Annotated in this window: 12 protein-coding genes and 1 riboswitch; of the genes, 4 read left to right on the forward strand and 8 right to left on the reverse strand. The window is 52.4% G+C overall.

Annotated elements, in window-relative coordinates; genetic code table 11:
- The first annotated feature begins 17 nt into the window (after positions 1 to 17).
- The gene (gene hldE / locus ABLV30_RS27155; protein WP_014226884.1) at positions 18 to 1,451 is read left to right on the forward strand and encodes a bifunctional D-glycero-beta-D-manno-heptose-7-phosphate kinase/D-glycero-beta-D-manno-heptose 1-phosphate adenylyltransferase HldE; all 1,434 of its coding nucleotides are present in this window, start codon (positions 18 to 20) and stop codon (positions 1,449 to 1,451) included.
- A 273-nt stretch (positions 1,452 to 1,724) separates the two neighbouring features.
- Positions 1,725 to 1,934, forward strand: coding sequence for a cell surface composition regulator GlgS (gene glgS / locus ABLV30_RS27160; RefSeq protein ID WP_004854266.1), 210 nt, complete (start codon positions 1,725 to 1,727; stop codon positions 1,932 to 1,934).
- 53 nt (positions 1,935 to 1,987) lie between these two features.
- Here the strand turns inward: glgS and ubiK are convergent, their stop codons facing one another.
- Positions 1,988 to 2,269, reverse strand: a complete 282-nt coding sequence (gene ubiK, locus ABLV30_RS27165) for a ubiquinone biosynthesis accessory factor UbiK (RefSeq protein ID WP_004854265.1) — start codon at positions 2,267 to 2,269, stop codon at positions 1,988 to 1,990.
- 120 nt (positions 2,270 to 2,389) lie between these two features.
- A riboswitch (FMN riboswitch) is annotated at positions 2,390 to 2,541 on the forward strand.
- A 106-nt stretch (positions 2,542 to 2,647) separates the two neighbouring features.
- Here ubiK and ribB point away from each other — a divergent pair.
- Positions 2,648 to 3,301, forward strand: a complete 654-nt coding sequence (gene ribB / locus ABLV30_RS27170) for a 3,4-dihydroxy-2-butanone-4-phosphate synthase (RefSeq protein WP_004854262.1) — start codon at positions 2,648 to 2,650, stop codon at positions 3,299 to 3,301.
- An 85-nt stretch (positions 3,302 to 3,386) separates the two neighbouring features.
- Here the strand turns inward: ribB and ABLV30_RS27175 are convergent, their stop codons facing one another.
- The 5 genes from ABLV30_RS27175 to zupT form a co-directional block, all read right to left on the reverse strand.
- A complete protein-coding gene (locus tag ABLV30_RS27175) occupies positions 3,387 to 4,439 on the reverse strand; it encodes a pilus assembly protein (protein WP_025105915.1) in 1,053 nt (350 codons plus the stop codon).
- 2 nt (positions 4,440 to 4,441) lie between these two features.
- Entirely contained in the window at positions 4,442 to 5,179 is a 738-nt protein-coding gene (locus ABLV30_RS27180) for a molecular chaperone (protein ID WP_032751302.1), read from the reverse strand.
- A gap of 13 nt (positions 5,180 to 5,192) precedes the next feature.
- A complete protein-coding gene (locus tag ABLV30_RS27185) occupies positions 5,193 to 7,625 on the reverse strand; it encodes a fimbria/pilus outer membrane usher protein (RefSeq protein WP_265801095.1) in 2,433 nt (810 codons plus the stop codon).
- A 184-nt stretch (positions 7,626 to 7,809) separates the two neighbouring features.
- Positions 7,810 to 8,382, reverse strand: a complete 573-nt coding sequence (locus ABLV30_RS27190; RefSeq protein ID WP_032751300.1) for a fimbrial-like protein — start codon at positions 8,380 to 8,382, stop codon at positions 7,810 to 7,812.
- 445 nt (positions 8,383 to 8,827) lie between these two features.
- Positions 8,828 to 9,598, reverse strand: a complete 771-nt coding sequence (zupT, locus tag ABLV30_RS27195) for a zinc transporter ZupT (protein ID WP_025105919.1) — start codon at positions 9,596 to 9,598, stop codon at positions 8,828 to 8,830.
- A gap of 193 nt (positions 9,599 to 9,791) precedes the next feature.
- On the opposite strand from zupT, the gene ygiD reads away from it, so the two are divergent.
- Positions 9,792 to 10,583 (forward strand): 4,5-DOPA dioxygenase extradiol, encoded by a 792-nt coding sequence (gene ygiD, locus ABLV30_RS27200; RefSeq protein ID WP_014226877.1) that lies wholly within the window; start codon positions 9,792 to 9,794, stop codon positions 10,581 to 10,583.
- A gap of 45 nt (positions 10,584 to 10,628) precedes the next feature.
- Here the strand turns inward: ygiD and ABLV30_RS27205 are convergent, their stop codons facing one another.
- Positions 10,629 to 11,789, reverse strand: a complete 1,161-nt coding sequence (locus ABLV30_RS27205) for a glutathionylspermidine synthase family protein (protein WP_025105920.1) — start codon at positions 11,787 to 11,789, stop codon at positions 10,629 to 10,631.
- A 5-nt stretch (positions 11,790 to 11,794) separates the two neighbouring features.
- Positions 11,795 to 12,463 (reverse strand): DUF1190 family protein, encoded by a 669-nt coding sequence (locus ABLV30_RS27210; protein ID WP_004125303.1) that lies wholly within the window; start codon positions 12,461 to 12,463, stop codon positions 11,795 to 11,797.
- Positions 12,464 to 12,534 lie beyond the last annotated feature (71 nt).

Below are 12,534 nucleotides of genomic sequence, written 5' to 3' on the forward strand. Positions count from 1 at the left end.
TCTCGCAGGAGAGAGGAATGAAAGTAACGCTGCCAGAGTTTGAACGTGCAGGAGTGTTGGTGGTTGGCGATGTGATGCTGGACCGCTACTGGTATGGTCCCACCAGCCGTATTTCGCCGGAAGCGCCGGTGCCGGTGGTGAAGGTGGAAAATATCGAAGAACGTCCTGGCGGCGCGGCAAACGTGGCGATGAACATTGCGTCGCTCGGCGCGACCTCTCGTCTGGTTGGCCTGACCGGGATTGACGATGCCGCCCGCGCGTTAAGCAAGGCGCTGGCCGACGTCAACGTGAAGTGCGACTTTGTGTCCGTCCCGACCCATCCGACGATTACCAAACTGCGCGTGCTGTCGCGCAACCAGCAGCTGATTCGTCTCGATTTTGAAGAGGGTTTCTCCGGCGTCGATCCGCAGCCGATGCACGAGCGTATTCAGCAGGCGCTGAGCTCCATTGGCGCGCTGGTGCTGTCTGATTACGCCAAAGGCGCGCTGACCAGCGTCCAGACCATGATTAAGCTGGCTCGCGACGCGGGCGTCCCGGTGCTTATCGACCCGAAGGGTACGGATTTTGAACGCTATCGCGGCGCCACCCTGCTGACGCCTAACCTCTCAGAGTTTGAGGCGGTCGCGGGTAAATGTAAGGATGAAGAAGAGATCGTTGAGCGCGGGATGAAAATCATCGCCGATTTTGACCTCTCGGCGCTGCTGGTGACCCGTTCCGAGCAGGGGATGACGCTGCTGCAGCCGGGGCGACCGCCGCTGCATATGCCCACTCAGGCCCAGGAAGTCTATGATGTTACCGGTGCGGGTGATACGGTCATCGGCGTGCTGGCGGCGACGCTGGCCTCCGGCAATACTCTGGAAGAGGCCTGCTACTTTGCCAACGCGGCGGCGGGCGTCGTGGTCGGTAAACTCGGTACCTCTACCGTTTCGCCTATCGAACTGGAGAACGCGGTGCGCGGGCGCTCCGAGACCGGTTTTGGCGTGATGAGCGAAGAAGAGCTGAAGCTGGCGGTTGCCGCGGCGCGCAAGCGCGGCGAGAAAGTGGTGATGACCAACGGCGTGTTCGACATTTTACACGCGGGCCATGTTTCCTACCTGGCTAACGCGCGCAAGCTGGGCGATCGGCTGATCGTTGCGGTGAACAGCGACGCGTCAACCCGGCGTCTGAAAGGCGACTCTCGCCCGGTCAACCCGCTGGATCAGCGGATGATCGTGCTGGGCGCGCTGGAAGCCGTCGATTGGGTGGTCTCTTTTGAAGAGGATACCCCGCAGCGTCTGATTGCCGGAATTCTGCCGGACCTGCTGGTAAAAGGCGGCGACTATAAGCCGGAACAGATCGCCGGTAGCGAAGAAGTCTGGGCAAACGGCGGCGAGGTGCTGGTGCTCAACTTTGAAGATGGCTGCTCGACGACCAACATCATCAAGAAGATCCAGAAAGATAACAAACAGTAATGTTTTCTCTTCGCACCGTAGCGGCGGTATGTCCGGAATTATCGCGCTAACCGAGGCGTAACCGGCGATAACGCTGCAAAACAGGACAAAAGAGGCCCGCGATCGCCTAATCGCGGGCCTCTTTTTATTTAATGACGGCATAAATGATTTGGCTCAACAAATCGCCATTTGAGGCGCATTTTTCGTACAAAAAAAGCTAAGGTAAGGATAAATACTGAAGTCAGTAAAAAGCATATGACCAATCAGAACACCAACGGCTGAAGGAGTATGCGTATGAAGAAAAACGATATGTATTTAATGAAGAATTTTGATTTTCTGGCCCAGAGCTTCGCCAGAATGAACGCACAAGGTCAGCCCGTCGATCTTCAGGCCATTGTTGGTAATATGGATGAAGCGCATCGCGAATGGTTTTGTCAACGCTATGAACTTTACTGCCGCCAGGCGAATAAAACCATGACGCCAGAAGCGGAGCTGGAGCACTAATCTACTTACCGCAGTACAGATACGACAACGGGCCTGACGGCCCGTTGCTTGTTTTACGGCTTCTCTTCGACGTCCGGCGCTGCCGGCGCGCTCGGCGAACGGTTTTCCAGATCGTTAAGACGCTGCTCCAGAAGCGCCAGCTTTTCACGCGTGCGCAACAGCACCTGCGTCTGCACGTCGAACTCTTCGCGGCTTACCAGGTCCAGGCGAGTTAACTGCGACTGGAGCACCTGACGGATTTTTTTCTCCACGTCTTCCCCCAGATCGCGGAGCCCCTTCGGCATTGATTCATGAACCTGACGGGCGATTTGTTCAATTTTTTTCGGGTCAATCATGGTGGTTTCCTGCTCTGGTCGGTTATCCGCTCATTGTAGTGCGATCGTCGGCGCCTATAAACCATAAATGTTTGAAGCTTATGCATTGCCGACGATAGTCAATAGCGTTATAGTTGCTTTGCTTATTCTCAGGGCGGGGCGAAATTCCCCACCGGCGGTAAATCAACCATAGCGTTGAAAGCCCGCGAGCGCTTTCTGCGAATGCAGAAAGGTCAGCAGATCCGGTGTAATTCCGGGGCCGACGGTTAGAGTCCGGATGGGAGAGAGTAACGGCTCAGCCGGGTTTGTACCCGCTTGCGTTGACTTTTGCCGCTAAACCGGCGCTCCTAAGACTGCCCTGATTCTGGTAACCATACAATTAATGAGGTTTTTTTTACCATGAATCAGACGCTACTTTCCTCTTTTGGTACCGCTTTTGAACGTGTAGAACGTGCTCTGGATGCACTGCGCGAAGGCCGCGGTGTGATGGTGCTTGACGATGAAGACCGTGAAAACGAAGGCGATATGATTTTCGCCGCTGAAACCATGACCGTTGAGCAGATGGCGCTGACCATTCGCCATGGCAGCGGCATTGTCTGCCTGTGCCTGACGGAAGATCGCCGTAAACAGCTCGACCTGCCAATGATGGTTGAGAACAACACCAGCGCCTACGGTACCGGTTTTACCGTGACCATCGAAGCCGCTGAAGGCGTGACCACCGGCGTTTCCGCCGCTGACCGCGTGACCACCGTGCGCGCGGCAATTGCCGATGGCGCGAAGCCGTCCGACCTGAACCGCCCTGGACACGTTTTCCCGCTGCGCGCGCAGCCGGGCGGGGTTCTGACCCGCGGCGGCCATACTGAAGCAACCATCGATCTGGTCACGCTGGCTGGCCTCAAACCGGCGGGCGTACTGTGTGAACTGACCAACGACGACGGCTCTATGGCGCGTGCGCCGCAGTGCATCGAGTTTGCTCAGCAGCACAATATGGAAGTGGTCACGATTGAAGATTTAGTGGCCTACCGTCGCGAACACGAGCGTAAAGCCAGCTGATTGCAGTCGTTGCGCTAAAAGTTGCGCTAAAAAATGAGAAAGCCGGGATATCCCGGCTTTATTGTTGAATAGCTCCAAAAGAAAGCTACTGATAGTTAATCTTTATAATCACATCTTTGCTAAAAGGGCCATCCTTGACTGAGACGGAGGGATTTTGGGTCAGCTCAGCAATATAGTTATGCGTGACGGTTGATGGTCGTCCCGGAATATAGGTAGCGAATGGCATATATTGGTTGAATATAACGTTAGTACTAGCCGTGCTATCATAGATATTCAATAGAAAGCCATTATTCATATCCAAATGAGTAATATCGTATAGGGTATCATTAGTATAGAAGCTGGTCGTGATATCGAATTGTTCAGTACAGCCTGCCGCCTGATCCCGGATGGTGGAGAGGCTGAACGTTTTTTTCAGCGCTGGCATGTCGGTTTTATAAGCATGAATGACGCCAAAATCCACTGTCTGACTTTCAGGGAAAAGCTTAACGGAAGCTGTACAGGTCAAAAACCGCACGTTATCTAATCCAGTAATATAATAACGTAAATTTTTGGCATCACTGAGCAGGTTTGCTCCCCCTTCGCCATCAAATTGCAGTACGTTAATGTCACCAAAATTATAGACTGTTGAGCTATCGGGAGGAATCGCTTTAACTTTAATATACAGGCGGAAGCGGGCGTTAAAGGATACATTTTTTTGCAGTACCGAACCATTACATACCGGGTCATGATAGATATTTGGCAGCGGTTTCTGATCTATTCTATCCAGACAGGCGCCTGTCTTGATGCCTTGATTAATGCCTTCGTAATCGACACCATCGTATGTTACGCCAAAAGTAAAATAAGGATTATTGAGTACCTCACTGCTATTAAACGCCGAGAGTTTTATCCAGGCATAAAGCTCTTCCGTTGGGGCAGCGCGACTCCAGTGGGAGGCTTTATCGCAGTACACGGTAATATTAATGTCGGAACTTTCCCAAATTTTCTTGCCAGGCGTAATGTCGTTAGGAATGGTAAAGGAAGGAAGTGTAGCAATGTAAGAAAGCGCTCCTCCTTCGTTATTTTGATAGCAATTTACTGCCCATGATGGCACAGAAAACAGGCTGATTAATAACGTTAAAAAACTTAGTAGTCTTTTCATTATTATCCCTTTTTCACCGGTTCAGACTGACAGACCACTTGTACAGAATTACAGCTGACTTTAAACATATTCAGGCCGCCGTAATCGCCAATAAAGCCTACCTGGAAATTAGCCGGCAGGTCTTTAATCTCCTGCGACGCCAGGCCAAACGGTTCAGCCATCATGCTGGATGTTTTTGGCAGCAGCGTTTTGCCATTCGTGCCGATATAACCCACGGTGATAAAGTAGGGGGAGTTGTTCTTTAACGTTAACCCGCTGGCCGTTCGGCTAATATCGAATTTACCGGTCAGATTCACCTGCCCGTTCTTCACTTCGACTGCCTTTGGTCGCCAGAAAATTTTAATGCGGCTCTGCATGGCAATTTGCATGACGTTTTTCTGTTCCGAGCGCGGCGGAATTTCGCGCACGTTGAAATAAAACAGCGATTCCCTGTCCGCCGGAAGCTGCGTCAACGTTGGCTGAGGAATCAGGCGAACCTGTACTTGCTCACCCGCCTCGAGGCGCACCATTGGCGGAACAGCAGTAATATAGTTTCGGGATTTTTTATTATCCTTATCCTCAATCCATGATTGGGCAAGGAAAGGGGCCGTTGTGCTCTGGTTGGTCAAGCGCACGGAGACGCTCTTATCCGACTGGTTAAGAATAATGCGGGTTCTGTCGGGCGACACGGCGGCATTTACCGCAAAGCTGGTACTCAACAAACAGAATAGTCCTTTCGCAAATGTCTTAATTTTCATCATCATTCATCCTGAATTAATGTGCGGGCTTACATGGTAAAATAATGGCCTGACCATCGAGATTGCTATGGTTAGGCGGTGTCAAATCACACACGTTGTCGTTCCATTTTAGCGTCAGGATGCTGTTTTCCTGTATTCCGCTCAGGTATACAAAGCCGTCATCAGCGACTAAACCTATATCGCGACCGGTTGCTTTGTCGGTTACGGTCACGCCCAGCGGTGGATAGCGTCCGTCTTCCTGGCGGATGACGCCGATGATCTGATAGCCTTTGGTCGCGCTCAGGGGCATATAGCCAATAGCGCCTTCGGTCAGCGTGGTGCGGATTACCGAGTTGGTTACATCCACGCCATCCGGCAGGTTGTTGTTGTTCACCATCACCATCGCCGTTGTGTAGTTACCCACTGACGGAACCACGGAAATACCAAACATATTGGTCATACTACGATGATTGTTTACCTCAACACCGGCTATTCCATCCGCATCCACCATGACGCGAGAACTGTTGCCAGTGTTGTAATCATGTAATGCCGCACCGTAACGGGTTGCCGTGAACGAGCCGTTCCAGCCAGCGCTGAGCGAGCGATAGCTGCTTGGCTTCACGCTACCGTTTACATTCAACCGGCCATAGGGTGAATAGTGCTGATAGTATCCGCGCATGGCCGCTTCGCCATCGCCAAACTCTTTATCTGTGCCTGAAACGGACATATTCCACGGGTTATTACGATCTGAACCATCGTACCAGGTTGCCGTTTGCGTCGTTGCGTCGTCGCCATAGCGCTGCAGGCTGTACATAATATTGCGATTATTTTCCAGCGGCAGGGTGAGTGAAAAGTAATATTGATTCTCTTCATCATCATTCCAGCGCACGCGGCTCATCGCCAATGAAGCTGAAATATTTTTAAACGCACCAATATCAAAGCTCCGGCTCAGAGAAAACGAGTAGTTCGTATTGGTTTCACTGTTCCAGTAGGTATTACGTGTGACACTCAGATAGGTATTTAGCTCCAGCGGCGCAACGAACTGATTAAAGGAGAGCACATAGCTCTCTTTCTCATTGGAGCTGGAGTCGGAGCCATCGCGCGAGCTGATATATTCGCTCATCGTGACGTACTCTTTATCTGAGAACCGGTAACCCGCGAAGGTTACCTGACTGTTTGTTTCTTCAAAACGTTTGGCATAGTTAGCGCGATAGCTGAAGCCGCGCTGTTTACCTTGATCGTCATTACGTAGATTAGCCTCGGCGCGGGTAATATCAAGGGAGAATGAGCCAAAACGGTTAAGGTTAAAGCCAACCCCACCGGTTGCCGCCTGATAGTCATCGGCGGTGACGATAGCGCCGCCGTAGAGAGAAACATCACTCAACCAGCCCCAGGAAGCCTCCCCGGTCCAGAAAAGGGGGTTATTCACATCATTGTGGGTCGTTGATGTGGGTTTACCCACTGAACTTTTATAACGTACCTGCCCTTTACGCGTCAGGTAAGGGATAGAGGCGGAACCAACCTGGAACGTACTTTTGCGTCCGTCTTCTTCCTCGATCGTTACATCCAGCTGCCCCTGCAAGGTTGTGCCCAGATCGGCGATGGTGAATGGCCCGGGGGAGACGGTCGTTTGATAGAGCGTGCGGCTGTTTTGCGTAACGGTGACTTTAGCGTTGGTCTGCGCGATGCCGCTTATTTGCGGCGCATAGCCGCGTAAATCTGGCGGCAGCATTTGTTCATCACTTTCCAGAGAGGCGCCGGTAAAGTGAAAAGTATCGTAGAGGCCTGAGCTCAGGTCGTACTGGCCCATCGTGAATTTTGACGTCAGGGACGGAATCGGGCGGAATAAATAGGTACGCGGCAGGCTGCTGCTGGTACCCGTTGATTTCCGCTCAGTAAACGATTGATCGTACTGATAATCGCTACGTAAGCGCCATGCACCGAGGTTGAAACCCAGTGTGCCATATGAGTTGACGCTCTGGTTGCTGTCGCCGTGGCTCGGCGTGTACTGGCTGGCGTAAAGGTTATAATCCAGCATAAGCCCAGCGATACCGTCGTCCCAGTACTCCGGCGGCGTCCAGTTTTTAGCCTGATATTTCATCCATGCCTGGGGTACGGTTAACGTCAGTACCATGTTCGCTTTATCCAGACGAATAATCAGCTCTGGCTGATGGCTGAGATCGAGACAGCCTTTTTGATTCCACATTTGTAGCGGTTCAATAAACGCATCGGCAAAGCCGAACTCTGCCAGGCGCTCTTTAGTGAGGCAAAGCTGAGATCCGCTTTCGTTATCAGCTTTTATCCACTCCAGGTGATAGGCTTTTGGTAAGGTATTTTTGTTGATCTGTACGCGTGCTACATAGGTGCCGACAGGAATATAGTCTTTTTTTTCAAATTGCGAGAGATCGATGTTTTTCCTGTCCTCAGCATCAATCATATCGGTATTGAATTCTATTGCATAAAGCGGCATTGATAGTGATGCGGTAAAACATACTGAGCAAAGGGTATGCTTTATTAAAAGGAATAACTTTCCTGGCATTAAACCGCTATGAATAATAGTGCGCATAAAATCCGTTTCTTTTAATAAAATAGACCAGGAAAGCCGGTGAATCCATCACCGGCTTGAATCGATAAAAATTAAGCGAAAGCGATAATTATTTATAAGCCAGGACGTAGTTTGCCTGAGCGTAAACATCACCCTCGGTTGCATTTTTACCTTTAGATTCCATGCGGGCGTGGAAGTCCAGGTTCTGAGTCGGGTTGGTATCGGTAAACACTACCGGCACTGCGGATCCCAGGGTTACGGTGTTGTAACCTGCGTCCATAATACGTACGCCAACGCCGGTAGCGCCGCCGTAGTTGCTTTCTTTGGTATTTACCATCAGGCTGGCGTCATTGCTGTCGACGTTGGCAGAAGTGAAGGTCACGTTCACTTTATCCGTTGTCGTTTTCACGCCTTTATCATCCGTTGTGCTCAGAATACAGTCGCGCAGTTTGATAGAGAAATCTGCAGGCTGAGAGTACTGGCCGCCGTTCAGTACGCTATCGGCAACCTGGCCGAGATCGACATCAATCTGAGAGCTTTCCGGTGTCACAGAGCAAGGGGCGGTAATAACGGTACCGGAGAAGGTGACAATACCGTGGCCCTGATCTTCAGCGCTGGCATTAAAAGCAGTCGCAGAAAAAACAGCGGTAGTGACAACAGCGAGCAGCGTTTTTTTAAACATGGAATATAGTCCTTTATAGATGATCAATATTAAATATGAGGTTTACGACAACTGGTATGGGATTGGGTTTGCTTGAATTAATATTAATTCAACGCGTAAAAACTATCATGCTGCTCACTGTTACGCATGTTAATTGTAATTAAAGGTAACTCGCAGTTTTCCTTAATGTATGCATTTTAGTGCGCTTTTTTTAGGATATTTCGCAATGTAATATCTCTTTTGACGGTGGCTTTACCTGTATTGATTGTTGATGTGAATAAATTTCGTTTGATACCCGCAGAATTAACGTCAAATTAATGCCAAAGCAATGAGGGCGAATGCTGTGAAAAGGCTATTTACGCATGGTCTTAATTGACTAAAGGTTAAATTTAATACCTGTTCTCAATTCATCATTAATGATGAATTCATGTAATGAATTGACAAGTGAAATAATGGGGGCATTGACTCAGCCAATGCCCACCGTTTGCAAAACCACCAGGCTTAATCCCATCACTGACATCCCGCACAGCACGCCATAGCTCGGGTTGCTTTGTGGATCGAGCTCTTTCGCCAGCGGCATAAGCTCATCAACCGACAGCGCAATCATGATACCGGCAACCGCGGCCATAACGGCGCCCATCATCACCGGGGATATCGCGCTGCCCAGCACCAGCCAGGCCAGCACGCCGCCGAAGATTTCCGCCATGCCGGAAAGACCCGCCCAGAACACCGCTTTACTTCTGGAGCCCGTGGCGGCATATACCGGTCCGGCTACCGCCAGTCCTTCCGGGATGTTGTGTAGTGCAACGGCTAACGCGACCCCCATGCCCAGCTCGAGATTATTGCTGGCCGTCACGAAGGTCGCAATGCCCTCGGGGAAGTTATGCAGGCTGATGCCTAAGGTCAGTAAAATCGCCGTACGGCGCAGGTTACGCGGGCGGGAAATGCCGGGAGACATCAGATCCTGCGGGTGGGCGTGAGGCAGCATGCGGTCAAGCGCAAAGTAGCCCAGAAGGCCGATAATAAACATGCCGTAGCCGAGCAGGGGGGACATGCCTTCGGTAGCCAGCGCGGCGGGCAGCATCTCCATCAACGAAATCAGCAGCATGATCCCGGCGGCGAATCCCAGCGAGAACCCCAGTAAGCGATTCGAGGGTTTCTGCCCGATAACGCCGAAAATGGCGCCAATAAAGGTAGCGCTCCCTGCCAGCAGGGTCAAAATGACGGGTGAGGACAACATTCACCTCCTTATGAAAATGATTCTTATTAAGAGTATCGTGATCCATTGACGATCGCGAGCGCGCGGATTCACTCTTTACCGCCGCTTACATTCAAATTTTCTGACGATCATCATCATGCTTATCTGAGTTTATCCTCCATAGAAAGAGCGTAATGTAAATACATCAACTTTCTTAATAAAGGATATCACTATGTCCCGTACCCGCATGCCCGCGCTGTTTTTAGGTCACGGTAGCCCGATGAACGTGCTGGAAGATAACATCTATACTCGCGCCTGGCGGCATCTGGGCGAGACGCTGGCGCGGCCTAAAGCCATTGTGGTGATCTCCGCGCACTGGTTCACTCGCGGTACAGGAGTGACCGCGATGGAGGCGCCGAAAACGATTCATGATTTTGGCGGTTTTCCCCAGGCGCTCTACGATACGCATTATCCGGCGCCGGGTTCGCCTGAGCTGGCCCAGCGTCTGGTCGAGCTGCTGGCGCCGGTGCCGGTGACGCTGGATAAAGAAGCCTGGGGCTTTGACCATGGTTCCTGGGGCGTGTTGATTAAAATGTATCCCGATGCCGATATTCCGATGGTACAGCTGAGTATTGATAGTACGAAGCCCGCGGCATGGCATTTCGAAATGGGGCGTAAGCTGGCTCAGCTGCGCGATGAGGGCATTATGCTGGTGGCAAGCGGCAACGTGGTGCATAACCTGCGTACCGCACGCTGGCACGGCGAAAATACACCTTATCCCTGGGCGGCGTCGTTTAATGACTACGTGAAGGCGAACCTGGACTGGAAAGGTCCCGTAGCGGAACATCCGCTGGTGAATTACCTGGCGCATGAAGGCGGATCTTTATCGAACCCGACGGCCGATCACTTTCTGCCGCTGTTGTACGTGCTGGGCGCCTGGGACGGTGAAGAGCCGATTACGATCCCGGTTGAAGGAATGGAAATGGGCTCCCTGAGCATGCTGTCGGTGGTCATTGGCGCCTGAAAATAGATAAACCCCGGCAGTAAACAATGCCGCCGGGGTTTGCTGTTACTCGACGAAAATGTGCGGATAAAAGCGCGACAGATCCTGAGTGATCAGCGCCCGGTCTTCGCGAATGCCAATTCCCGCCGGCTGGTCGTTAATCAGCCAGCTGCCGATGAGCGTGTAGCTGTCGCCAAACTTCGGCAACGGATAGAACGCCTGCACGATGGTGCCCTCTTCACCGTACGGCCCTTCTACCGCCTCCAGCACTTTGCCATTCTCCACGATAGAGACGTTAGCGCCTTCGCGGGAGAAGATCGGTTTGATAACGTACTTCTCCAGCTCCGGATGCGCATCTTCGCTGAAATAAGCGGCCAGCAGGTTCGGATGGTTGGGGAACATCTCCCACAGCAGCGGCAGCAGCGCTTTGTTGGAGATAATGCTCTTCCACGCCGGCTCCAGCCAGCGCACGCCCGCATCTTCCAGCTTGGTGGAGAACACCTCGCGCAGCATGTACTCCCATGGATAGAGCTTGAACAGATTACCAATCACCTGATCCTGCAGGTCGGTAAACTGGCCTTTTTCGCCGAGACCAATATCTTCGATGTAGAGGAACTCGGTCGCCACGCCCGCTTCTGCGGCGCAGTCCTGTAAATATTGCACGGTACCACGGTCTTCAACGGTATCGCGACAGCAGGCCATATGCAGCAGCTGGAAGCCGAACTGCTCGCGCAGCTCGCCAAAGCGATCGATCAGCTTCTCCTGCAGGCTGTTGAACTGATCGCTGCCCGCCGGCAGCTGACCGGCGTTCAGCTGATCTTCCATCCAGATCCACTGGAAGAATGCCGCTTCATAGAGGGACGTTGGCGTATCGGCGTTGTTCTCCAGCAGCTTCGGTTCACCCACGCCGTCCCACGCGAGATCGAGACGCGAATACAGCGAGGGCTGATGGGTTTTCCACGACTGGCGTACGAAGCCCCAGGTGTGTTTGGGGATGCGAAATTTGGCCATTAACTCATCGCTGGCGATGACTTTTTCCACCGCCTGCAGACACATCTGATGCAGCTCAGCGGTGACCTCTTCAAGCTTTTCAACCTGCGCCAGCGTCAGTTTGTAATAGGCTTCTTCGCTCCAGTATGGCTCGCCATACATGGTGTGAAAGTTAAAGCCATATTCTGTCGCCTTTTCGCGCCAGTCCGGGCGCTCGGTAATGCTGATTCTTTCCATGTCGCTTAGCCGCCCATCGAGCGTGAAGAAGAGGAGCTTGCTGAGCTACGCTGCATGGTTGATTGCTTAGCGACCGAGTCGCCAAACCCGCCGCGCGTCACGGTGCTGGTGGTGGCTGGTTTTGGCGCCATCGCAGTTTTCGGCACGGTCATGGTACGGCCCGGCTGCGCTGCGCCGTAGCTCTTACCGCCCGCGTCGGTGTATTTACCATAGGCCGGGCTGGCCGGGTTTTTTGAGCTGAACAGCGGCTGCTGAGCGCCCATTCCGCCGCCCATCATCCGGCCCATCATGTAGCCCGCCATCAGCGGCATCCAGAAGCTGCCGCTGCTTTGCGCCTGGGCCTGGTTTTCCGGAGCCATGCCTGCCTGAGCCGGCGCCTGCTGGCACTGACCTTCACCGAATTCGGCGACGCAATCTTCACGAGAGGCGTATTTCGGCGCGGTACGTTCTGCTTCTTTGAGTGCGTTGTTGTAAGCGGTGGTGCACTCTGCGGATTTGCTCGGGTTAGCGGCAGAGCAGTCATCGGCGTTTTGATACAGAGAAACCGTTTCATCGCTTTGTTCACAGCCGGCGAGCATAAATACCGCCGTCACGGCGAGCGCAACGGGAGTTAAATGACGAGCGCTCCAGCTTTTGCGGAAGGAGGCGTGTTTAATATTTTTTGTCCGTTTCATGTTTGTCTTCCTGGACCCAGTGGTATGCGTTTTGTTAACGCTCAGGATAGAGGATGAGTGGTGGAAAATGA

Origin of the sequence: Klebsiella sp. CN_Kp113, from assembly GCF_040064585.1 — a bacterium.
Lineage (GTDB): Bacteria > Pseudomonadota > Gammaproteobacteria > Enterobacterales > Enterobacteriaceae > Klebsiella > Klebsiella michiganensis.